Annotated in this window: 24 protein-coding genes and 2 tRNA genes; 14 read left to right on the forward strand and 12 right to left on the reverse strand. The window is 63.0% G+C overall.

Annotated elements, in window-relative coordinates; genetic code table 11:
• Positions 1 to 13: 13 nt before the first annotated feature.
• Positions 14 to 919: a DUF7319 domain-containing protein gene (locus ACNO8S_RS06480; protein ID WP_420182678.1), complete on the reverse strand. Its 906-nt coding sequence runs from the start codon at positions 917 to 919 to the stop codon at positions 14 to 16.
• A gap of 87 nt (positions 920 to 1,006) precedes the next feature.
• On the opposite strand from ACNO8S_RS06480, the gene ACNO8S_RS06485 reads away from it, so the two are divergent.
• Together ACNO8S_RS06485 and ACNO8S_RS06490 are read left to right on the forward strand one after the other, a co-directional pair.
• Positions 1,007 to 1,489, forward strand: coding sequence for a DUF7321 family protein (locus ACNO8S_RS06485; protein WP_064287997.1), 483 nt, complete (start codon positions 1,007 to 1,009; stop codon positions 1,487 to 1,489).
• A gap of 90 nt (positions 1,490 to 1,579) precedes the next feature.
• Positions 1,580 to 2,086 (forward strand): universal stress protein, encoded by a 507-nt coding sequence (locus ACNO8S_RS06490; RefSeq protein WP_420182679.1) that lies wholly within the window; start codon positions 1,580 to 1,582, stop codon positions 2,084 to 2,086.
• Between the two features lie 15 nt (positions 2,087 to 2,101).
• Here ACNO8S_RS06490 and nth read toward each other — a convergent pair whose 3' ends face one another.
• Positions 2,102 to 2,785, reverse strand: a complete 684-nt coding sequence (nth, locus tag ACNO8S_RS06495) for an endonuclease III (RefSeq protein ID WP_420182680.1) — start codon at positions 2,783 to 2,785, stop codon at positions 2,102 to 2,104.
• A 117-nt stretch (positions 2,786 to 2,902) separates the two neighbouring features.
• Between nth and ACNO8S_RS06500 the strand changes: the two genes are divergently transcribed.
• Together ACNO8S_RS06500 and ACNO8S_RS06505 are read left to right on the forward strand one after the other, a co-directional pair.
• Positions 2,903 to 3,421, forward strand: coding sequence for a GNAT family N-acetyltransferase (locus ACNO8S_RS06500; protein ID WP_044951813.1), 519 nt, complete (start codon positions 2,903 to 2,905; stop codon positions 3,419 to 3,421).
• A gap of 55 nt (positions 3,422 to 3,476) precedes the next feature.
• A complete protein-coding gene (locus ACNO8S_RS06505) occupies positions 3,477 to 4,016 on the forward strand; it encodes a GNAT family N-acetyltransferase (protein ID WP_044951815.1) in 540 nt (179 codons plus the stop codon).
• Here the strand turns inward: ACNO8S_RS06505 and ACNO8S_RS06510 are convergent, their stop codons facing one another.
• Positions 4,017 to 4,472 (reverse strand): redoxin domain-containing protein, encoded by a 456-nt coding sequence (locus ACNO8S_RS06510; protein ID WP_129755105.1) that lies wholly within the window; start codon positions 4,470 to 4,472, stop codon positions 4,017 to 4,019.
• Positions 4,473 to 4,757: 285 nt separating this feature from the next.
• Here ACNO8S_RS06510 and ACNO8S_RS06515 point away from each other — a divergent pair, with 285 nt between their 5' ends.
• The gene (locus tag ACNO8S_RS06515) at positions 4,758 to 5,057 is read left to right on the forward strand and encodes a PRC-barrel domain-containing protein (protein WP_008309371.1); all 300 of its coding nucleotides are present in this window, start codon (positions 4,758 to 4,760) and stop codon (positions 5,055 to 5,057) included.
• Here ACNO8S_RS06515 and ACNO8S_RS06520 read toward each other — a convergent pair.
• The gene (locus ACNO8S_RS06520) at positions 5,054 to 6,517 is read right to left on the reverse strand and encodes a DHH family phosphoesterase (protein ID WP_023843248.1); all 1,464 of its coding nucleotides are present in this window, start codon (positions 6,515 to 6,517) and stop codon (positions 5,054 to 5,056) included. The genes ACNO8S_RS06515 and ACNO8S_RS06520 overlap by 4 nt on opposite strands.
• A gap of 336 nt (positions 6,518 to 6,853) precedes the next feature.
• On the opposite strand from ACNO8S_RS06520, the gene ACNO8S_RS06525 reads away from it, so the two are divergent.
• Positions 6,854 to 6,927, forward strand: a tRNA-Lys gene (locus tag ACNO8S_RS06525).
• Positions 6,928 to 7,019: 92 nt separating this feature from the next.
• Here the strand turns inward: ACNO8S_RS06525 and ACNO8S_RS06530 are convergent.
• Together ACNO8S_RS06530 and ACNO8S_RS06535 are read right to left on the reverse strand one after the other, a co-directional pair.
• The gene (locus tag ACNO8S_RS06530) at positions 7,020 to 7,811 is read right to left on the reverse strand and encodes a YihY/virulence factor BrkB family protein (RefSeq protein WP_151103337.1); all 792 of its coding nucleotides are present in this window, start codon (positions 7,809 to 7,811) and stop codon (positions 7,020 to 7,022) included.
• 136 nt (positions 7,812 to 7,947) lie between these two features.
• Positions 7,948 to 8,388 carry a GNAT family N-acetyltransferase gene (locus ACNO8S_RS06535; RefSeq protein ID WP_420182681.1) on the reverse strand — a complete coding sequence of 147 codons (441 nt, stop codon included), beginning with the start codon at positions 8,386 to 8,388 and terminating at the stop codon, positions 7,948 to 7,950.
• Between the two features lie 87 nt (positions 8,389 to 8,475).
• Between ACNO8S_RS06535 and ACNO8S_RS06540 the strand changes: the two genes are divergently transcribed.
• On the forward strand, positions 8,476 to 8,700 hold the full coding sequence (locus ACNO8S_RS06540) for a hypothetical protein (RefSeq protein ID WP_014040247.1): 225 nt from the start codon (positions 8,476 to 8,478) through the stop codon (positions 8,698 to 8,700).
• Positions 8,701 to 8,905: 205 nt separating this feature from the next.
• Here the strand turns inward: ACNO8S_RS06540 and guaB are convergent, their stop codons facing one another.
• Positions 8,906 to 10,390, reverse strand: coding sequence for an IMP dehydrogenase (gene guaB / locus ACNO8S_RS06545; RefSeq protein ID WP_050037996.1), 1,485 nt, complete (start codon positions 10,388 to 10,390; stop codon positions 8,906 to 8,908).
• Positions 10,391 to 10,803: 413 nt separating this feature from the next.
• On the opposite strand from guaB, the gene ACNO8S_RS06550 reads away from it, so the two are divergent.
• The 4 genes from ACNO8S_RS06550 (at position 10,804) to ACNO8S_RS06565 (ending at position 13,180) form a co-directional block, all read left to right on the forward strand.
• Complete coding sequence (locus ACNO8S_RS06550; RefSeq protein WP_014040250.1) at positions 10,804 to 11,691, forward strand: DUF5794 domain-containing protein; 888 nt, start codon at positions 10,804 to 10,806, stop codon at positions 11,689 to 11,691.
• Between the two features lie 41 nt (positions 11,692 to 11,732).
• Entirely contained in the window at positions 11,733 to 11,960 is a 228-nt protein-coding gene (locus ACNO8S_RS06555; RefSeq protein WP_004961693.1) for a DUF5795 family protein, read from the forward strand.
• Positions 11,961 to 12,014: 54 nt separating this feature from the next.
• Positions 12,015 to 12,195 (forward strand) — tRNA-Trp (locus ACNO8S_RS06560).
• Positions 12,196 to 12,499: 304 nt separating this feature from the next.
• The gene (locus tag ACNO8S_RS06565) at positions 12,500 to 13,180 is read left to right on the forward strand and encodes a carbonic anhydrase (RefSeq protein WP_420182682.1); all 681 of its coding nucleotides are present in this window, start codon (positions 12,500 to 12,502) and stop codon (positions 13,178 to 13,180) included.
• A gap of 5 nt (positions 13,181 to 13,185) precedes the next feature.
• Here ACNO8S_RS06565 and ACNO8S_RS06570 read toward each other — a convergent pair whose 3' ends face one another.
• Both ACNO8S_RS06570 and ACNO8S_RS06575 read right to left on the reverse strand, forming a co-directional pair.
• On the reverse strand, positions 13,186 to 13,479 hold the full coding sequence (locus ACNO8S_RS06570; RefSeq protein WP_420182683.1) for a chorismate mutase: 294 nt from the start codon (positions 13,477 to 13,479) through the stop codon (positions 13,186 to 13,188).
• Positions 13,476 to 14,354: a shikimate kinase gene (locus ACNO8S_RS06575; RefSeq protein ID WP_420182684.1), complete on the reverse strand. Its 879-nt coding sequence runs from the start codon at positions 14,352 to 14,354 to the stop codon at positions 13,476 to 13,478. Before ACNO8S_RS06575 ends, ACNO8S_RS06570 begins: the two co-directional genes overlap by 4 nt.
• A gap of 139 nt (positions 14,355 to 14,493) precedes the next feature.
• Here ACNO8S_RS06575 and ACNO8S_RS06580 point away from each other — a divergent pair, with 139 nt between their 5' ends.
• Positions 14,494 to 14,931 carry a hypothetical protein gene (locus tag ACNO8S_RS06580; RefSeq protein ID WP_050007114.1) on the forward strand — a complete coding sequence of 146 codons (438 nt, stop codon included), beginning with the start codon at positions 14,494 to 14,496 and terminating at the stop codon, positions 14,929 to 14,931.
• Positions 14,932 to 15,031: 100 nt separating this feature from the next.
• On the opposite strand, the gene ACNO8S_RS06585 is transcribed toward ACNO8S_RS06580, so the two are convergent.
• Positions 15,032 to 15,166 (reverse strand): hypothetical protein, encoded by a 135-nt coding sequence (locus tag ACNO8S_RS06585; protein WP_256369578.1) that lies wholly within the window; start codon positions 15,164 to 15,166, stop codon positions 15,032 to 15,034.
• Positions 15,167 to 15,298: 132 nt separating this feature from the next.
• Between ACNO8S_RS06585 and ACNO8S_RS06590 the strand changes: the two genes are divergently transcribed.
• Positions 15,299 to 15,982, forward strand: a complete 684-nt coding sequence (locus tag ACNO8S_RS06590) for a potassium channel family protein (protein ID WP_014040256.1) — start codon at positions 15,299 to 15,301, stop codon at positions 15,980 to 15,982.
• Position 15,983: 1 nt separating this feature from the next.
• Positions 15,984 to 17,678, forward strand: a complete 1,695-nt coding sequence (locus ACNO8S_RS06595; RefSeq protein WP_050038001.1) for a potassium transporter TrkG — start codon at positions 15,984 to 15,986, stop codon at positions 17,676 to 17,678.
• Positions 17,679 to 17,694: 16 nt separating this feature from the next.
• Here the strand turns inward: ACNO8S_RS06595 and ACNO8S_RS06600 are convergent, their stop codons facing one another.
• Entirely contained in the window at positions 17,695 to 18,054 is a 360-nt protein-coding gene (locus ACNO8S_RS06600; RefSeq protein WP_014040258.1) for a hypothetical protein, read from the reverse strand.
• 73 nt (positions 18,055 to 18,127) lie between these two features.
• The gene (locus tag ACNO8S_RS06605; protein ID WP_050038002.1) at positions 18,128 to 19,663 is read right to left on the reverse strand and encodes a TrkH family potassium uptake protein; all 1,536 of its coding nucleotides are present in this window, start codon (positions 19,661 to 19,663) and stop codon (positions 18,128 to 18,130) included.
• Positions 19,664 to 19,735: the final 72 nt, after the last annotated feature.

Below are 19,735 nucleotides of genomic sequence, written 5' to 3' on the forward strand. Positions count from 1 at the left end.
GCAGGAACCGTCATTACCCGGCTTCGTCAGTCTCGGTCGCCCCGTCTTCAGACCCCGAATTCTGTGGGTCGAGCTCCGGAACGAACTCCGGTCGTTCGCCGTCCTCGAGTCCGATAGCCCGGAGTCTGTCCCGGTACTCTTCGGCGCGGAACGTGTCCGAGAGCCTCGCGTTTGCGACGGTGAAAAAGAGGACGAGCGACACACCGATGAAGGCAGCGCCAGCCACGACCAGGAGCGCAATGCTGGTTCCCCTGTTGCCGATGACGCCAGCGGTCGCGAGCACTGCGCCCCCGAGCAGGGCAATCCCGGCCAGGAGCTGCGCCCCGGCAATCGCCTGTAACATCCAGTTACCGAGTTCGCCGCCACCCTCGGGAACTGACTCCGGTTCGGGAAGGGGCCTGTCGGGGACGTTCTCTGGCACGTCGTAGGAATCCATGGAACACAGCGCGACCGTGGGCTTCACGTCACGCATGACAGTCCCCTCGCCTTCGAGGCTGCCGTCCGGATAGACAACCGCGTAGCCTTCGTCGGAGTACGCGAGAACTCGCGGCGGGTCCCGATGGCGTTCGATGCGGGCGAACACGTCGCGGTTTGCAACGCGGTTCCGCAGGTCCCGCGTGACCCGGTCGAGCAGGTCGTCGCCGGTGATCCAGGAGTCCTCGTCGAAGGCAACGTCCCATTCCTCAGCAGTCATCTCGGCCATGTCCGCCGGGCCGAAGTTGTCGAAGTCGTACTTCTCTTCGACCTGCTTCCGGAGTGCCTCCGTGTCGAGTTCCTCGCCCGACTCTCCGTCGTCGTCCGTCTCGCCGCCGTCATCCTCGGCCCCGTGTTCGCCGGGCTCGGTTTCGGCAGCTACCGCGTCCGCAGGGGTGTTCCCGCGCTCGTCCTCCGTGGGAGACGTCGAGTCCGGGTCGGCCATTGCCCGGGTGTACGGACCGCGACGGCTTACAAGTTCTGACCTTCTGCATCCGGCAGTCTTTAGCGAGCACTGTCCCTAGGTCGGCCTATGGTGTCGGACGGCCTCGTGGCCACAGTCGTGTTACTGTCGGTGAGCCTCAGCCTCCCCTGTTTCCTGTACGGCGCGTATTACATCATCGAGACGGAGCCGGTCACCTGGGACGTGCTCGTGCACCATCTGAAGTTCGTCACGACGGGGCTGGTGTTGACCACAGTCCCGATGGTGTTCTGGATGATTCCACGCCTGCCGGACCAGCTCGGTGGCTTGTCCGCCGTCCACGCGATGCTCGGCCTGCAGGCCTACGCGCTGCTTGCCTTCGGCGGAACCGGAATCGTTCGCATCTTCCGCGCAAAGCGGCAGCACGACCTCTACAACGAGTACGACGAAGACCTGTTACTGGACGAAATCGGGGACGAGACGTTCAGCCACTGGCGCTCGCGGCTCCGTATCGGCGTGTTCGGATACGTCATCTTCTGGCTGCTGGCGTATCTGGTCGGTATCGCTCGGTACGCCCTCCGCTACGTGGCGTGAGCGCCGTCGATAGCGGATCTGATTCTCGGAATCTGCGAACGGACTAGATGTTTCATTAGCATTGCATGTCCATCGCTAGCTGTGGTTCCAATGTACGAACACATCCTCTTTCCGACGGACGGTAGTTCCGGAGCAGAAGCCGCGCTGGCACACGCACGCACTCTCGCCGAAACGCACAACGCGACGTTACACATCATGACCGTCCTCGATACGTCGTCGCCGCATATCGGGATGACTGCCGCAGGCCCGGAAGGGGCAACGACCGGCATGACTGCGGAGGAGCACGACGAGTCGGAGTCGGGGATGGTCAACGAAGAACACAACATCGAATCGTCGCTGCGGGAGCGGTCACAGGCCATCGTCGACGCGGCGGCAGACGAGGTCGACGGAGTCGACACCGTCACCGCCGTCGAACGCGGCCCACCACACAGCGCGATCCTCGACTACGCCGACGAGAACGACATCGACCTCATCGTCATGGGGACCCACGGTCGGACAGGCGTCGAGCGGTATCTCCTCGGTAGCGTCGCGGAAAAAGTCGTCAGAACGTCTGATGTGCCGGTTCTCACTGTGCGCCTCGGAGAGGACGACAGCTGAAGCCCTCGCGCGGGGCTACCACGCCTCGCCGCTAGCGAGGTCGACGTCGCTGTCTCCTTTCTCCGAGGGGCAGATATCCGCGAGTACGCACGCCTCACAGTCCGCGGAGCGCGCGCCACACACCGCTCGCCCGTGGTCGATGAGCAGGTGCGTGAACTGCTGCCACTCGCCGCTGGGCACCACGTCGAGCAGGTCCTGCTCGATGGCTTCCGGCCGTTCTTCCTCGGTGAGTCCCAGTCGCCGCGAGAGCCGCTGGACGTGCGTGTCGACGACGATGCCTTCGACGATGTCGTGGCCGTGCTGGAGGACGACGTTCGCCGTCTTGCGGCCCACACCCGGGAGGTCGGTCAGCGCCGACATCGTGTCAGGTACCTCGCCGTCGTGTTCCTCGGTCAGAATTTCGCCGATTCCCTGGAGGTAGCCGCCTTTGTTGTTGTGAAAGGTGATGCCGTAGATGTCCTCGGCGAGTTGCTCCTCGGTAGCTTCGGCGTAATCCTCGGCGCTCTGGTACTTTTCGAACAGGTCCGCCGTGACCTCGTTGACTCGCTCGTCGGTACACTGCGCGGAGAGGACGACGGCGATCAGCAGTTCCAGGCGGTTGCTGTAGTTCAGTGAGATAGCCGAATCGGGGTATTCCTCGTGGAGGCGGTCGACGACCTCTGTTGCCTGTTCTTCGCGTGACTCCAGCGGCGTTCCCATACCGCAGAGCAGTGCTGGGTTCCCTTTGGCGTGTCGTTCTTCGCTGTCTGGACTACAAATGGTACCATTACACATACCACGGCAACACCCTTGTGTCAACTGTGAGCACTCTTGTGCGTGCCAGGACCAGTGTTCATCCACGGCGAGCAGGTGACACTCCACCCACAGCAAGCAACCGACAGCGACCTGCTACAGCGACTATTAAACGAGCCGCAGGTCCGGCAAAACATCGGGTTCACCGAGCCACTCTCCGAGCCAGCCGCCGAAGACCTCGACAGCCGCGATGCCGACACGCACTTCGTCGTCTGTGTAGACGACGAGCCGGTGGGGACGTGTTCGCTTCACGAAGACTACCACCCGTGGGGGTTTGGTGTGCTCGGGTACTCGATGTGTCCGGACCGCTGGGGCAACGGCTACGCGACTGACGCTGTCGACTGCCTCGCACAGTACGCGTTTCAGGAACTGCGATTGAACAAACTCGGAGCGGACTGCTATGCCACCAACCCGGCTTCCGCGCGTGTGCTGGAAAAAGTCGGGTTCCAGCAGGAGGGTCGACGCCGCGACCACGCCTTCGTCGACGGCGAGTACGTCGACCTGCTGGAGTATGGCCTGCTCGCTGACGAGTGGTGTCCTTGAAAATATCTCACACACCTACCGAAGCTTCTTTCACCATCCCTTCGTCGGCTTGTGTATGCCCGGACCAACATTCCTCCGGGGCGAGACAATCACGCTCCGAACGGTCGAAGACGAAGACGTGTCGTTCCTGCAAGAGACCATCAACGACCCGGATGTCAGACACGGCCTCTCGGCCACGGAGCCGATCTCCGAACGGGCTGAACGCGAGTGGGTCGAATCCGTGGCCAGTGGCGAGTCCGATGACGTCCACCTGCTCGTCTGTGCTGACGGCGAGGCGGTCGGTATCATCGGGCTGAACGACGTCACGGACCGAATGGGTATGGCCGAGGTCGGCTACTGGCTCACGCCGGACGCGTGGGGCAACGGCTACGCGACCGACGCCGTCCGGACGCTCACCGAGTACGCCTTTCAGGAGCGGCGGTTCCACCGGGTGTACGCGAAGGTCTTCGCCGGCAACGAGGGGTCCCAACGCGTGCTCGAAAAGGCGGGGTTCAAGCGGGAGGGGACGATGCGGGACCACTGGTTCCGCGACGGCCGCTACGAGGACGTGTATCTCTATGGACTGCTAGAGGGCGAACTGGACCGCGGTGAGTAGCTACAACTCGGCGAGGCCACGCAGAACCGTGTCGAGGTCCGGTACAGTCCCGTCCAAATCATCGAATGCTGTCGCCGCCCGAACGCGACATCGCTTGTCAACGACGAACGCCGCTTGCTGCATGCTCCCGTCCTGTTTTCGGACGCCGAACTGCGCAGCGACGCCGTGGGTGTCGGCCAGCAGGGGGTAGGGAAGCGACAGCGCCGCCGCGAGTGACTGGCAGTCGTCGATACCCGCCGGGAGAACGCCGAAGACTGCTACAGCGTCTGAGACACTCGCCCAGTCTGCCTGAGCTAACTCGATGAGGAGGGTCCGCGAATCGGAGGCGTCGCCGGGAGCGAAGGCGACGACCGCCGGCGCGCGGTTCGTTGCGGCCGACAGCCGATAGGTACCAACACCTCCGCCAGCGGTCCCCTGCAGGTCGAAGTCCGGGGCCGGATCGCCAGGGCTGAGCATACCGAGCGAACGGGGAAGCGGGACAAAAGTCCCGCGACCTATAGTAGCCATTGAAAATCAGTGCACACCTGCTCGCACGACGGCAGTGCGATCAGTGTGTAATTCGTTTCAATTGTTACTATAGACAGGCGACTGCTCCCTGTGTAGGGACGCTGGCAGCGGCATCAGAGTGCGGCCAGCAGTCGTTGTCCGGGGGCATCTCGTAGCATTTGCTCCCCCGAGCTGGAGACGTTTCAGTCGCAAAGAAGCTTTATAAGCCGTCCGACCAACCACCGTCGTATGGGAATGGAGAATCTACCACAGGAGATTACAGCCCTCGTGGGTCGCGAGGTGTATTCGAAAAACGGCGTGTTCGTCGGCGAAGTCGAAGACCTTCGGCTGGAACTCGACCGCAAGGAAGTGACGGGGCTGGCACTCACCCAGCTCAACACAGAGCTGTTCGACGAAGAAGTGAACACAGCCCGGGGCGTCATCATTCCGTACCGGTGGGTCCAGGCTGTCGGCGATGTCGTCATCGTCAGCGATATCGTCGAACGGCTCCGCCAGCCCGAGGCCGGCGACGAGGAAGAGGAAGTCCCCGCCTAGTTTCCGTTCGAACTCTCGCTACTGCTGTCGACACCCATCGCTTCGAACAGTTTCCGCTTGACTGCTTCTTCAGTGAGTTCTAGCAGGGTGTCTCTGTTGTCGTCGCTCGTATCTAAACCGGTGAAGATGCCGAGCGGTATCTCGACGCTGGCGTCCGTGGAGTGACCCGCCGTCTCGCCCATCCCGCCGAACGCGTCCGACAGCACTTTGCCGATGTTCATCCGGATATCCTTCGAGCGCGCGGCGAGATAGATTGTATCATCGGCGATAGCGAACACCGCTGTGGTCGTGATGCCCTCCAGATTGAGGAGGTGCTGGGCCGCCTGTGCCAGCGCATCGCGGTCCCGAATGAACCCGGCGTTGGAGACGAGGTGGCTTCCCTGCACCTCGCGGTTCCGAATCGCTTCGGCAAGCACGTCCAGCGTTTCCGGACTCATCGACGGCGATTCGACCTGTTCGAGCGTGTCGTGGTCGGCGAACGGATACAGGTACGCCGCGGCGGTCAGGTCCGCCGGCGTCGTGTCCCGTTTGAAATCCAGCGTCTCGGCGCGGATGCCGTACAGCAGCGCTGTGGCGACGCTCTGGTCGAGATTGAGGTCCAGTTCCTGAATGTATTTCGTGAGAATCGTCGACGTGGCCGAGATGTTCGGCCGGATATCGGAGAAGGCGGCGTCGTGTTCCAGTTCGTGTTCGTGCTCGTAGTGGTCGACGACGATGTCGACCGAGTCGATGGCCGGTTCGCCGCCCTTGGCAACGTCCACCAGCGCGAACGTGTCGTATTCGTCGAGGTCGACGTCCTCGTTCGAGGTCAGTTCGATACCGAGGAGATTGACGAACGCGCGGTTCTCCTGGTGGCCAATCTCGCCCTCGTAGATGATGTCGGCCTCGACGTCGCGGCTCGCAGCGATGGCCCGCAACGCGGCCGCTGAAGCGATGGAGTCCGGGTCCGGCGACCGGTGGATAAGTATCGCCATGCGTTCCTCGGTCCCGTCGATGACGTCCCCGAGCTGTGAGGCCTTGTACTCCAGTTCCCCGGTTTCCAGCGCTCGAAGCGCCGAATCGGCAATGACCGCCGAGGGGTTGATGACCACGTCCGCACCGAGCTCAGTGAGGTCGTCGGCCGACACCGGGTCGTCGGCGCGGGCGACGATGAACTGCTCGCCGCCGGACTCCCGGATGTTCCGGACCGCTTCGGCGTTGGCGTTCACGTCCGGGGACATGATGAGCACCACGTCGCGGTCGGCGACCGTCTGGGCGACGTCAGTCTCGCAGATGTCTGCCTGCTGTGCGTTGAGGTCCTGATCGCGGAGCGCCTCGACTCGCCCCTCGTCCGCGTCGAGGATGAGTACGTCTTTCCCCTCCTCGACGAGTTCTTCCGCCACGGCGTGGCCAACACTCCCACACCCGAGGATGGCGTAGGTCGACATAGAGGCCATCGTGATGCCGCTGGCTGTACTCATTAGTGTCTGTATCGCTTGGCGTCAAGCCTCTTTAATGCCAGCTATTTCTCCAACAACTGGGAACGGCTCCCCGAAAGATCGGTTCGAGAGGGCGTCAAAGGGCGTCTAGTGTGGGCATAGTCGGACCCTGTGCGATTGGTCTCTCATACTGCCGGCTGTAACTATTTCAAGAGATTCGCCACCCCGAGGTGGCGAGATCCTTCACAGACTTACAGCCGGCAGTATCAGTTCAGCACCGCTAGCTGACTGGTGTGTACAAGAAACGTGAGACCGACCGACACGAGGCGTCCGAATGAAAACCTATTTTACCGGGCCGTCCAGAGAATTGAGTGCACTGGGCCGGTAGCTCAGTCTGGCAGAGCGACGGCCTCTTAAGCCGTCGGTCGAGGGTTCAAATCCCTTCCGGCCCGCTTTTGCGACGAACTCTTCGTGAGGAGCAAAGCGACTACGAAGCGGTTTTGAACGATGGAACGAGCGGTGGAAAGTGGCGACGTTTACAGACTCAGCCACTCACGTCGTACAGGTCGTCAGTGTCGGTGGCGAGCACTGCGTTGACGACGACGCCGACCATCAGGACGATCGCGGCCACGTACGTGCTCGTGAGGATGAGGATGAGCCCGCTGAGGACGCCGTAGATGGCGTACTGTCCGGCGTTGGCGGCAAAGAACTGGATCACTGCGTGGAGGGCGGTCCAGCCCATCGCGGTCGTCATCGCGCCGGGGAGGGCATCTTGCGGCGAACTCGCGACGCGTGACGGGACGAAATACAGGGGCAGCAGCGTGACTGTCAGCGCGACGAACAGGACGGCGAACCCGACGAGTACGCTCAGCGGGCCGGCAGCGAAGAGAGCCAGGAACACGCTCTGGACAAGTATCACGAGAACGGCGGCCGTAAGCGTCCCGAGGACAGTTGCGGCGTCACACACCTGCCGCGCGAGTGGCTGCTCTGTCACCGCCTCGATACGCTCGACGACGGTCAGGAAGCCGACGGCGACGTTGGCACCGCTCCACGCCAGCACGACCACGGAGAGGACAGTCGCCGCTGTCCGGCCCGTCGCCGCCGTCAATCCCTCGTACAGCAGTTGCTGTGTGTCAGGGGTGAGAAACTGCGCACCAGTGACTGAAACCACGCCGGCCAGTTGCCGGCCGAAGACGATGAAAACGAGCAACAGCACCGGCATGAGCGAGATGAACGCGTAGTACGCCAGCGACGTCGCGATGTACCTGATATCGCTCTCGTACGCGATACTGGCGACTGTCTTCGCAGTTGCCACCCACTCGACTCCTCGCGCCATATCCCGAAAAGGGTGGAAGCAGGGAAACATGTTTGTGCTGAGATAACTGTGGTCGAGGGACAGCTACGACTGGTCGTCCGCGAACCGTCCTCAGCCCTCACGACGTACTGCGCCTGCAGGGCCACGTATGGTTAGCTCAGCCGTCCAATCGCTTTCGCATCTCGGCGTGTGGAATGCCGGCTTCCTCGAATTCGTCGCTAACCGTCTCGTAGCCGAGTTGCCCGTAAAACGACTCGACGTGGGTCTGTGCGTGGAGTATGAGCGTAGTCGCGCCGGCGTCGCGAGCGGCGTCTTCGACGGCTCGCATCAGCGCTGCGCCGACGCCGTCGCCCCGATAGGGCTCGCGGACCGCGACCCGTTCGACCTTGCCGACCGTTGACTCGGGGAACCGGAGTCGGGCGGTCCCGACGGGATACTCGCCGTCACGGGCCAGAAACTGGACGGCGTCCGAGTCGTTCCCGTCGAGTTCTTCGTCCTCGGAGACGCCCTGCTCCTCGACGAACACCGCTGTTCGGACGGCTGTTGCCGCGTCTTCGAACTGGTCCCAGGTCCCAACCTCGACAGCGTGGTCGCTCATGACCGCAACTTCGAGCGGGTCCCCTGTATGTGCTGTTACTGGGAATCGCCGAAACCATCAACACAGACCCGGGTGTAGCGGGCATGCATGACGTACGACTACGCTCGCGACCACGAGCACGAACTGTCGGCGGAGTATCTGTACGCCTCTGACGCAGAGGTTCTGGGAATCTACGACTCCGATGACTCTCTACAGGTCGACGTGGCCGTCATCTGCCCCGAATGCAGCGAGACACTCTGCCTGGAAACGACCGTCGACAAAGTCACGTCGTCCGGGACGGATCTGCCACTGGACGAAGACTACTACGACTAATCGACGTATCCGCAATAATTTTTTCCGCGGCGCGAGTACGGCCGTCCGCTATGTCCGACTTCGACACGTTCGAGTGTTCGAGCTGTGGTGAGTCGTTCAAAGCGTACCCCGACGCGAATGCAGCACGGAAAGAAGCGTGTAGTCCGGCCTGCGAAACCGCGGTATAATCAGCTGCGGCTTTTTACATCCCCTTCGGTTGTCAGCGTTAGCTGTCGGGGCTGTAGTTGGGCGCTTCGTCCGTAATCATCACGTCGTGCGGGTGGCTCTCCTGCTGTCCGGCCGCGGAGACCCGCACGAACTCGGCGCGTTGCTTGAACTCGGGAATCGTCTCGGCCCCGACGTAGCCCATCCCGGACTGCATCCCGCCGACGAGCTGGTGGAGTTCGGAGGCCAGCGAACCCTTGTACGGCGTCGCGGCTTCGACGCCCTCGGGGACGAACTCCTCGCCCTCCTCGTCGTCCTTGAGGTAGCGCTCGCCGCCACCCTCGTTCATCGCGCCGACGCTGCCCATCCCGCGGTACTGCTTGTACTTCTTGCCGTTCATCGTGATGACGCGGCCCGGAGCCTCGTCGGTCCCGGCGAAGTACGAGCCAAGCATCACCGCGTCCGCACCCGCGGCGATGGCCTTGATGGCGTCCCCGGAGTAGCGGATGCCACCGTCGGCGATGACCGGCACGTCGTGCTGGCTCGCCACGTCAGCGACCTGCGCGACGGCGGTGATCTGGGGCATTCCCGCACCGGTGACCACGCGGGTCGTACAGATGGAACCGGGACCGATACCGACCTTGACGCCGTCGGCGAAGTCGACGACGGCCTCGGCGGCTTCCCGGGTGCCGATGTTCCCGACGACCACGTCGGCGTCTACTTCGGCCTTGATCTCGCGGGCGCTCTCGATGACGTTCGCGTTGTGGGCGTGCGCGCAGTCGATGAACAGGATGTCGACGCCGGCCTCGTCTGCGACCTGCGCGCGGTCCATCTCGAAGGGACCGACGGCGGCACCACAGCGGAGCGAGCCGTCGTCCGCGCGGGCGGCCTGGTCGTACTCGCGGCGCTGGAGGATGCCCTGCATCGTGACCAGCCCGACGAGCCGGTTCTCGTCGTCGACGATGGGGACGCGCTCGATCTTGTGGTCGTACATCAGTTCCAGCGCCTCACGGGGCGTCACGTCCTCGGGGGCGGTGACGACTTCGTCGGTCATCGCGTCCGTGACGGCGTCGTCCTCGCCGACCTCCAGATACGGCCGGATGTCCGTCCCGGAGATGATGCCCAGCACTGCGCCGTTGTCGTCGTCGACGACCGGCGCGCCGGAGACACCCTCGTGTTCCATCATCTCGTCGACCTCACTGACGGTCTGGTTCGGGCTGGCCGTCACGACGTCGCGGATGATGAGCTCGTCGGCGCGTTTGACTCGCTCGATCTCGGTCGCCATCTCGTCGGCGTTCATGTTGCGGTGGAGGACGCCGATACCACCCTGTCGCGCCATCGCGATCGCCATGTCGCTCTCGGTGACGGTGTCCATCGCCGCGGAGAGGACGGGAACGGTCAGCTCGACGGATTTCGAGACCCGCGTCGTCGTGTCTGCCTCGTCTGGTTCGACCCGGGACTCCTTGGGTCTGAGGAGTACGTCGTCGAACGTCAGCGCCTCCGGCACTCGGAGCTTCTCTGAGAAAGGCTCGGAATCGTTCGCCATGTAAATCGTCCACGACGGCCCGGCAAAAACGTTGCGAGACTCGGCGCTACGTGGGGTTCGATGCCACACTTGTCTCGGGAAGCCCGTTCCAGAAATACGCCCGTGATGCCGCACTTGTCATTCCCTGCTCTCGAAGGTGAGACATTCGTCCACAAACATCGAGGTATTTCGGAGAATCGGTGGCGTATGTGCGCAGTTCTCACGCAACGGTTATGTGGGAATGAAGGATAATTAAAAACATGCGACTCACCGAACCCGCACGGAACGGTACTGCCCGCCAGATGACGCCTACAGCGTCGGGCAACACAGCGTTCGCGTGGTTCGGTACCAAGTTCTGGCAGTTCTGTCGTGTTTGTCAGGACCGAGTGAGAACCTCCCGACGGGAGTTGGGTTACGCTCGACCGTAACACGACATGAGTATCTCCAGACACCCGATTGCACTCGACATCGAGCAGCAGGTCGGCCGCGGTGGCCGGCTTCTAGCGACAGTCATGGGTCTGCCGCTCGTCGACGGCATCTTCCCGGTGCTCGTCCTCGCGGGGGCACTCTCGACCTGGATGGGCGTCCTCGAAGTAGGCTTGCTGGTCTTCGGCGGGTCGGCCACCGTCGCCGTCGTGCTGGCCGAGCTCGAAGGCGGTCCCCGCCAGCAGGCCCGCGCGGTACTCATCATCGGAGCCGTATTGATGCCGATTGCGCTCATCGAAGCAGCGCTCGCACCGACGATTGCGGGGGTTGTCAAACTGGGCACCCTCGAACGATTCGCCGGCCTCGTCATCCTCGCCATCGCCGCACAGACCGCAAGCGCCCGGATCGGCGAGTACCTGCCGCGTCCAGCCGTCATCGTCGTGCTCGGCCTGCTGGCCAGCCTCGACCCCGCCGGCGCGACGCTGGTCACCGCCATCGAACCCGGCGTCTTGCTCCGGGCGGCCGCTACCACTGGCGTCGGTATCGGCTTCGCCCTCGCCGTCGCGCTGGCGAGCCCGTGGCTCCGCAACGCCGTCGACATAGACCGGTTCCGCTTCGGCAGCGCTGTCGCGCTCGGCGTGCTCGCCCTCTCCGTCCTCGGCGTGATGCCGACCGACGCACCAGTCGCGCTGGCCGTGCTCGCTGTCACGGCGCTGCTCTCCTTCGACCCGGAGAACGCCCGCACGCGCCACACGGAATACCGCCCCGACGCTGTGGACCTCACCGCCGCCTTCGCCGACGGCGGCGCGTCCCAGGGGGTCGCCGCCGACGAACAGACCGACGAAGGGGCCGCGGTCGAGTACGAACCCGACCAGGAACGCGCCCCGTGGCTGTGACGAGGGAGAACTTTTAGGCCCATCAGGCCCGGCTGTCCGGTATGAGCGACAATCGCGTGGTCCAGGGTCGGATGCAGACCCCCGAGAGCCTGGCCGAACTCATCGAAGGAGACGGTGTTATGGACGCAGAGCCTATCGAAGACGCCGATGACGACTGCCCGGAATGCGGCGAGAACGTCATCTCCGTGGGGTACATGCCCTCTGCGCTGGAGTTTGTTACTGGATACAAGTGCCAAGAGTGCGACTGGTCCGACACCGACCGCGACTGAGCGCCGTCTGCCAATCGAAATCCCTTTAATGCGAGTCGGCTTACGCCGGAGTGCGGGGTCGTGGCCTAGTCCGGGAAGGCGGCTGACTCCAGAGGCCACGCGCCTGGGACGACACTTCGAGGGCTGATATACTGAGCGGCCGGCTGATCACCGGTTCGCGACGATGACCCTCTGGAGTTCCGAGGCGCAGGACGGAGATATCAGCCGATCGGGGGTTCAAATCCCTCCGACCCCATTTCCTGCCGCGAGCTATAACACGAGCGGCAGAACTGTTGAGAGGTGGATTTGAGCCACGCGAGACGAACGAAGTGAGTCTCGCAGTCAGGTGAATAATCTCCGATCCCATACTGTTACTCTTCCAGATCCGTCTGTTCGTTTGTTTTCGCCGTAGTCGTACGTCTAAGCCCCTTCAGTCTCGGTTTTCACCCTCTCGACGCAGCCAGAGCGTTCCGAACACGGCTCCGAGTCGGCGTCAGGTTTGGGAGGGCAACACTGCCCCAGTCCAATGAGTTTACTTCATGGCGGCTATCTGCCCACGCATGAGCCAGTTATTACGCGATTTACTTGCCGGAAACGCCGACCACGCGGCGGAGTTCCGGGACCGGTTCGACCAGGTCCAGAACTCGCAAACGCCCGACGCTGTCACGGTCTGTTGCTCCGATTCGCGGGTGCTCCAGGACCATATGTGGGGCAACAGCGAGCCGGGGCATCTCTTCACCTGTAGCAATATCGGAAACCGAGTCATCCAGCGGACCGCGTCCGGCGAGGCGGTCTCGGGTGACGTGTTGTACCCCATCGAGCACACGATGACCGAAACCGCCATCGTCGTCGGCCACACCGGCTGTGGAGCGGTGACGGCGACCTACGACGACCTGACGGACGGCCTCGATGAGCCGGCCGGTATCGAGCACTGTCTCGGCGTTCTCAAACCGCATCTCGAGCCCGCGCTGGAACACCTTCCCGAAGACATCGAGCGAGCGGCGGCTGTCAACCGACTCGTCGAGTACAACGTCGACAGGCAAGTCGAGTTCCTCCGCAGCAGCGACGACGTTCCCGACGCTGTGGACGTGTTCGGCGTCGTCTACGACTTTCAGGACGTGTACGGCGGCCGACGGGGCGAAGTCCACGTCATCAACGTCGACGGTGAAACCGATGTCGACGCACTCCGAGCGGCCCATCCCGATATCGACTCGCGGATTAACCGCCTCTGGGAGTACTAGTCCCGCTACCGACTCTCTCTTTGTTCTACCTTGTTCAGTTCGATCAGGAGTCGGAAAATCGCTTTCACGAGGTTCTCGTCGACGTCGAACTGCTCCGCGTTGTCGCCGGCACGGTCCATGACGGCTTGCTCCTGTTGCTCGTCGGTCGTCGGCAGCCCCTTCTCGTCTTTGACCTGTGCGATGGTGTCGGCCACGTAGGTGCGCTGTGCGATCTTCTCGACAATCTCCTGGTCGATAGTCCGGATTTCGTCGCGCAGTTCGTCCAGCGACATGTCATCTGGGTTCGGATTTGTGCTCATACTGTGTGTGTTCCCTTGGTCTGTGTCGTCGTCAGCCAGGTCGCTCCGGGTCGCTCGTCCCAGGCGTCCTGTACGGCTTCGAGTGCGGCCCGCTCGCCAACGGCAGTGAACGACGGGCCCGTCCCGGACAGCGAGACACCCTCGACGTGCCCGAGCGCGTCGAGGACCGGGTCCGTCTCGAAGTCCAGCGCGGCCGAGAACGCGAGGCCGTTGACCGTCATGGCCCGCTGATAGTCGCCGTCGAGCGCGAGGTCCTCGACGAGACGGGCCATCGGTGCGATCTGGCGGCATCGCTCGACATCCGCGTCAGCACTAAATGACTGTTCCGGCGGCGTCCAGACGAGGACGTCCCAGTCGATTTCCTCGCGGGCAAGGAGCGCGTCGTCCTCGTTGTCGGTCACGGTGACGCCGCCGAGCATCGACGCCGACGCGTCGTCGAAGGCCCCGGTGACGGTGACGCCCACGTCGCGGGCGGCCATGACGCCGAGACGGGCCATGTCCTCGCGGCTCATCCGATCGGTCGCATCGAGCGCGTCGAGCGTCGCCATGACGGTCGCGTTTGCGGCCGCACTGGAGCTCTTGAGTCCCGAGGCCATCGGGACCTCGCTCTCTGTGCGGACGGTGCCGCCGGAGACTGCCGGCACGCCCACGTTCTGTGGGCCGCCGTGGGCGTCGATGACGTACTCGACACAGCGCTCGATGAGCCGCGTGTCGGCGTCCGGCGCGCCAGCGACTTCGCCGGTGACGCCGTCGGTCTCAGTCGAGAGCGTGACGGTCGCTGTCGTGTACTCGTCGATAGCAAACGCCGCACCGCGGCCGGTCGCGAGCGCGTTGAGGACCGTCCCTGCTGCGGGCGCTGCTGCCTTCCCTTCCATCGACGTGTACTCCCTCGCGGACCTATTTACTAACTGCGATACCCCTGTAGCGGCACGTTGACCGCAGTACGAAGCAGTAGCGTCGCAGTAAGACGGACAACACTATACCGATCAGTTCGAAGGGAACCAGCAACGGGAAATGAGCATCGGGAACGCACTCCGGGGACTCACCGCAGGCATCGCGGTTCTGGGCTACGTCAGCCTGTTTCTGTTGTTGCAGGTCCGGGCGGCCTCAGTGTCAGTGCTGGCGGGAATTGCGGTACTCGCTACTGCTGCACTCGCCGTCGCTGGCGGCCGGCCCGCAGTTCGCCAGGTTCTGGGTCGCGGGTCGTCATCTCAGGAGGACGCGACCGGGTGGTGGCTCGCTCGCGTCGAACCCGCGCTCGAAGACGCCTGGAACACGTATGCGGACCTCGTGCTAACGGTCGGCCTGTGGGGCATCAGTATCGGCTCCTTCGGCGGACTCGTAACCTATCCCGGCGACGAACCGCCGTTTGGCCTCGCTATGACCGGGTTCCTGTCGATGGTCTGTGGACTCATCTCACTCGGATTTCTCATCGATTCGAGGTACGAGTAGCGGCCGGTGGGACGGCTTCGACGCATACGGATTGTTTGCGCGATGTCCCGGTCTGTTCCGACGCCGGGAGCTACCCGGAAATAATCTACACCGTCCCGTCTCAGGCCGGGAAGAGGAGGTACGGGACGATGAACAGTAACAGAAACATGAACAGAAGGATGAGGCCGTAGCCGGCGAGTGTCCCGGCGGCTGTCAGCCAAACCGGATGGTCGAACTGCTCGGTGATGTTTGCCATACCGAGCAGTTCAATCGGGGACAGTATAGTGGTTTGGGAGGAGAAGGCACTGACAGACCGAACTACCCGCAATGTCCTGCTTGTGATTGATAACGGTAGTCTTTCAACCATCGGTTCAGTACACTGGCAAAAATGTATATCGTCATCGTCGGCGCCGGTGATATCGGGTCGCCGTTGCTTGAAATCGCGACAGCAGGCGGCAACGAGGTCGTTGCCATCGAAAGGGACGAGGAGCGAGCGGAACGTGCGTCGAGACAGTACGACTGTCTCGTTATCAACGACGATGCGACGTCGAAAGACACGCTAGAGGACGCCGGTGCGGACCGTGCCGATGCGCTCATATCGACGACCGATCAGGACGCGACGAACATCATGGTCTGTCTGCTGGCACAGGAACTGGAAGTGCCGGACATCGTCTCGGTCGTCCACAACCCCGAGCACATGAACGTGTTCCGCCAGATCGGCGTCAACACGATGCAGAACCCACAGCGGCTCATCGCCGAGTACCTCTATCGGGCCGTCAAACGGCCGTCTATCGTCGACTTCATGCGCATCGGCGACCAGGCGGAAGTGTTCGAGATCACTGTCACACCCGGCGCACCGATTGCGGGTAAGACGTTGCAGGAGGCCAATACGGAAGGCCTCATCGGCGGCCAGACGCTCATCGTGGCCATCGAGCGCAACGGCGAGGGCGACCCGATAACACCCCGCGGCAATACACGTATCGAGGCCGACGACTTGCTAACGGTCTACTCGGGCGAGGGGGCGACACCGGAGGTAACCGACATCTTCGGTCACTCCGAGGACCACAACTGACATGTCGCGACGGAACGGCGGGCTACTCCCGACGGACCTGAAAACAATCGCCCGTGATATCGGCTCGCTCCTGCTGATGGAGGCCGGGCTGATGACGATTACGGCCGCCATTGCGCTCGGCTTTCAGGAGTTTCACGCCGCTCTCGGGTTCTTCACCGCGGCCGGGGTGACCGCCGCCGTCGGCGGTCTCGCGAACCGTGGGTTCACCGACGCGCCGGCCCCCCAGATGAAACACGGCATGGTCATCGCCGCCGGCGGGTGGCTGCTGGTCGCCACGTTCGGCTCGCTGCCGTTCCTGTTGACCGCGTGGTTCACGCCCCCCGCCGTCATGGATACGTTCGTTCCAGTCGGAGCGGACACGAGTACGTGGGAGCCGATCAGGGTCGGCGGGACGACGACGCTCTCCAGTCTGGCGTACTTCCGGAACCCGCTTCACGCCTTCTTCGAGAGCATGAGCGGATGGACCGGGAGCGGCCTGACGATGGCGATTCACGAGCCCTCGCTCCCCCGCGCAGTTCAGTGGTGGCGGTCGTTCATCCAGTACGTCGGCGGCGTCGGCGTCATCGTCCTGACCGTCTCCATCCTCTCGCGGCCCGGCAGCGGCAGTTACGCGCTCTACCAGAGCGAGGCCCGCGAGGAGAAGATCCACCCGAGCGTCGTCTCCACCGTCCGAACGGTCTGGAAACTCGTCGTCGGCTACACGGTGCTCTCGTTCGCGCTCCTGTTCGGTGCCATCCTCGCCAGCGATAGCGAGTACGCCGAGTCGCTCCCCCTGTGGGAGGTCGCCTGGCAGGCGCTCAACCACGCCATGACCGGGCTCACGACTGGCGGGTTCTCGGTCACGGACAACTCGATTGCGACGTACAACTCGCCGCTCGTCGAAACCGTTCTGTTGCCGATCATGATTCTCGGTGCGGTCGCGTTCCCGGTCCACTACGTCGTCTTGCACGACAGGCAGATTCGCGAACTGGTGTCGGACTTACAGACTCGCTGGCTGTTCATCCTGCTCGCGCTCGGCGTCGTCGCGCTCTCGGCACAGAACGTATGGTCCGTGCCCGCGACGACTGAGGCGTTTGCCACCCAGTCGTTCCTGCCGTTTTCGGTGCCGATGCTCGACGCCGCACAGCTCGATGCGGTCCGGGACTCGACGTTCCAGTGGGTCAGCGCCCTCAGCTGTACCGGCTTCCAGTCGGCCCCGATCGGCCGCTGGCTCGCTGGCGGGAAAGTGCTCGTGGTCGGCGCGATGGTGCTCGGCGGCGCTGCCGGGTCCACCGTCGGCGGCATCAAGATCATCCGTGGCTACACCATCGCTCGCGGCATCATCTGGCAGTTCTCGCGGGTGTTCCTCCCGACGAACGCGGTGATTACGGCCCGCATCGGGGACCGGACGCTTGACCGCGAGTCGATGGAACGGGAGTTCAGCGAAGCGGCCATCGTGACGCTGCTGTGGCTCATCATTCTGGTGACCAGCAGCGTCGTCCTCACCAACGTCGCGGGACCGGAGTTCGGCTACGCCGATGCCCTGTTTGAAGTCGCCAGCGCGCAGGGGAACGTCGGCCTCTCCTCGGGCATCACCGGCCCGTCGATGCCCCCGCTTGCAGAGGGGATGTTCGTGCTGAATATGTGGGTCGGCCGGCTGGAAATCATCCCGATACTCGTGTTCATCCGCGCTGGACTGTACGGGCTGGAACCGTAGTTGAGCGGGCGGCCCCTTACTCTCCGTCGTCGGGATAGACCTCGCCGAGGAACATCCAGCGTGCCTTCGTTCCACCCTCGGGCCGGGATTCCTGTTTGACGTGGTAGAGATACGGACCGTGGGGACAGTCGTCACAGCCCTGAGCACAGGAAGCCAGCTTTACCACCTCAGTGTAGCCGTCGCGTTCGGTTGCCCGGATGATGTCTTCGTTGGGACCCGGTTCTATCGGCGACGCCGTCTCGTCGTGGAACTGCAGCAGTTCCTGCGCGTAGATGATCGTGTTGCGGAGTTCTTCAGGCGTCAACTCCGGTAGGTCCGTCGCCACCCGGTCCGGAACCCCCTCAGGTGGTGTCGGTTCGTCTGCAGGACTGGTCATACCGAAGTCTCCGTCGGGTAGGTACATAACTGAACTGCCAGCTAGAACTGCCGACGGAACGAGTCTCCCGGACTCACTCGTTCCAGAACGCGCCGGTGAATATCACGAACACCGGGATGATCTCCAGTCGACCGATCCACATCAGGAATATCATCAGCAGTTTGCTGGTCTCCGGGAAGAGTTCGTAGGTCCCGAACGGCCCCAGAAACCCGAACCCGGGACCGATGTTCCCGATGGTCGCCAGGCTTGCGCTGATGGCTTCGAAGACAGTCAGGTCGAGCCCGACACGGCCCGCATCGAGGAGGAGAAACACTGTCGCGACACCGAACGTGAGCAGGTACAACAGCGTGAACCCGTATATCGCGTTGATGACGTCCTCGTCGATGACCTGCCCGCCGAGCCGAACTGGTTTGACAGCGCTGGGATGAGCTGTCGTGAACAGTTGGCGTCGGATGCTCTTGAGCACGACCAGCCATCGGACTATCTTGACACCGCCACCGGTCGACCCTGCGGAGCCACCGATGAACATCGCGAACAACAGGACTCCCTTTGCGGTGTTACCCCATTCGGCGAAGTTACTGGTCGCGTACCCGGTCGAGTTCAGCAGCGAGGCGACCTGGAATGTGGCTTGCCGGAGCGAGTTCTCCAGTGCTCCCTGTGTCACACCGCCGAGTTCGAGCGGCGGCGCGGACCCGGTAAAGAGCAGTCCCCAGAGGATGACGGCCACGCCGGCGTTCGCACCGAGGTACGCCTGGAGTTCGCGGTCCTGAAGGAAGGCGGCGTACTCGTCCTGTAACAGGAGGTAAAACAGCGCGAAGTTCATCCCGGCGATGAGCATGAACGGGATGACGACCCACTGGACGGCCGGTGAGAAGTAGGCGATGCTCTCGGCCTGGGGGGAGAACCCGCCGGTGGGCAGCGTCGTGAACCCGTGTGCGACGGCATTATACGCATCCATGTTCGGTGCGTAGCCCGTGTAATGGAGGCCGAGCAGAATGAGGATATACAGAACGGTAAAGCCCAGATAGAACAGCCAGAGGAGCCGTGCGGTTTCGGCTATCTTCGGCGTCAGCTTCTGGAGTTCGGGGCCGGGCGCTTCGGATTCGATCAACTGCGCCCCGTTGACGGCCGCTTCCGGAAGAATGGCGACCATCAGAACGATGATACCCATCCCGCCGAGCCACTGGGTGAGCTGTCGCCACATCAACAGCGCATGCGAGTGGCGGGCAAACGAGATTTCGTTGGTGACAGTCGCCCCGGTCGTCGTGAAGCCGGACATCGACTCGAACAGCGCGTTCACGGGTTCACCGAGCGCTGATTCGGTCCCGTACCCGGCGATAACGTAGGGGATCGCGCCGATAACCGCGACAGCACCCCAGGAGAGGCCGACGAACAGCAGCGCCTCGCGTGGCCCGAGTTCGTGACTGTCGCTGGCTTGCTCCAGCGCTATGCCGAGCGTGATGGCGATCGCGATAGAAATCAGGAAGACGACGGTATCTTCTCCGTACAGAAAACTGATCCCGAGCGGGACCAGCATTGCGACGGCGAGATACTTGATTACTGTGCCGGTCAGGGCGACACTCTGTCGCCAGTCGACGCGAACCGACATCACTGATCACCGACCATTAACTGACGCTCACACTCCCGATATGAAAAAGCCCCACGTTCCAACAGCGCTGCT

The organism is Haloarcula sp. KBTZ06 (assembly GCF_048595605.1).
GTDB lineage: Archaea > Halobacteriota > Halobacteria > Halobacteriales > Haloarculaceae > Haloarcula > Haloarcula hispanica.

Excerpts from the sequence above, each read along its gene's own strand:
- ACNO8S_RS06575 (WP_420182684.1), bottom strand. The coding sequence starts at position 14,354 with ATGGAAGGGAAGGCAGCAGCGCCCGCAGCAGGGACGGTCCTCAACGCG.
- ACNO8S_RS06565 (WP_420182682.1), top strand. The coding sequence starts at position 12,500 with ATGAGCCAGTTATTACGCGATTTACTTGCCGGAAACGCCGACCACGCG.
- ACNO8S_RS06585 (WP_256369578.1), bottom strand. The coding sequence starts at position 15,166 with ATGGCAAACATCACCGAGCAGTTCGACCATCCGGTTTGGCTGACAGCC.
- ACNO8S_RS06600 (WP_014040258.1), bottom strand. The coding sequence starts at position 18,054 with ATGACCAGTCCTGCAGACGAACCGACACCACCTGAGGGGGTTCCGGAC.
- ACNO8S_RS06485 (WP_064287997.1), top strand. The coding sequence starts at position 1,007 with ATGGTGTCGGACGGCCTCGTGGCCACAGTCGTGTTACTGTCGGTGAGC.
- ACNO8S_RS06480 (WP_420182678.1), bottom strand. The coding sequence starts at position 919 with ATGGCCGACCCGGACTCGACGTCTCCCACGGAGGACGAGCGCGGGAAC.
- ACNO8S_RS06595 (WP_050038001.1), top strand. The coding sequence starts at position 15,984 with ATGTCGCGACGGAACGGCGGGCTACTCCCGACGGACCTGAAAACAATC.
- ACNO8S_RS06535 (WP_420182681.1), bottom strand. The coding sequence starts at position 8,388 with ATGAGCGACCACGCTGTCGAGGTTGGGACCTGGGACCAGTTCGAAGAC.
- ACNO8S_RS06570 (WP_420182683.1), bottom strand. The coding sequence starts at position 13,479 with ATGAGCACAAATCCGAACCCAGATGACATGTCGCTGGACGAACTGCGC.
- ACNO8S_RS06540 (WP_014040247.1), top strand. The coding sequence starts at position 8,476 with ATGACGTACGACTACGCTCGCGACCACGAGCACGAACTGTCGGCGGAG.
- ACNO8S_RS06505 (WP_044951815.1), top strand. The coding sequence starts at position 3,477 with ATGCCCGGACCAACATTCCTCCGGGGCGAGACAATCACGCTCCGAACG.
- ACNO8S_RS06555 (WP_004961693.1), top strand. The coding sequence starts at position 11,733 with ATGAGCGACAATCGCGTGGTCCAGGGTCGGATGCAGACCCCCGAGAGC.
- guaB (WP_050037996.1), bottom strand. The coding sequence starts at position 10,390 with ATGGCGAACGATTCCGAGCCTTTCTCAGAGAAGCTCCGAGTGCCGGAG.
- ACNO8S_RS06510 (WP_129755105.1), bottom strand. The coding sequence starts at position 4,472 with ATGCTCAGCCCTGGCGATCCGGCCCCGGACTTCGACCTGCAGGGGACC.
- ACNO8S_RS06550 (WP_014040250.1), top strand. The coding sequence starts at position 10,804 with ATGAGTATCTCCAGACACCCGATTGCACTCGACATCGAGCAGCAGGTC.
- ACNO8S_RS06515 (WP_008309371.1), top strand. The coding sequence starts at position 4,758 with ATGGAGAATCTACCACAGGAGATTACAGCCCTCGTGGGTCGCGAGGTG.
- ACNO8S_RS06490 (WP_420182679.1), top strand. The coding sequence starts at position 1,580 with ATGTACGAACACATCCTCTTTCCGACGGACGGTAGTTCCGGAGCAGAA.
- nth (WP_420182680.1), bottom strand. The coding sequence starts at position 2,785 with ATGGGAACGCCGCTGGAGTCACGCGAAGAACAGGCAACAGAGGTCGTC.
- ACNO8S_RS06580 (WP_050007114.1), top strand. The coding sequence starts at position 14,494 with ATGAGCATCGGGAACGCACTCCGGGGACTCACCGCAGGCATCGCGGTT.
- ACNO8S_RS06590 (WP_014040256.1), top strand. The coding sequence starts at position 15,299 with ATGTATATCGTCATCGTCGGCGCCGGTGATATCGGGTCGCCGTTGCTT.
- ACNO8S_RS06605 (WP_050038002.1), bottom strand. The coding sequence starts at position 19,663 with ATGTCGGTTCGCGTCGACTGGCGACAGAGTGTCGCCCTGACCGGCACA.
- ACNO8S_RS06530 (WP_151103337.1), bottom strand. The coding sequence starts at position 7,811 with ATGGCGCGAGGAGTCGAGTGGGTGGCAACTGCGAAGACAGTCGCCAGT.
- ACNO8S_RS06520 (WP_023843248.1), bottom strand. The coding sequence starts at position 6,517 with ATGAGTACAGCCAGCGGCATCACGATGGCCTCTATGTCGACCTACGCC.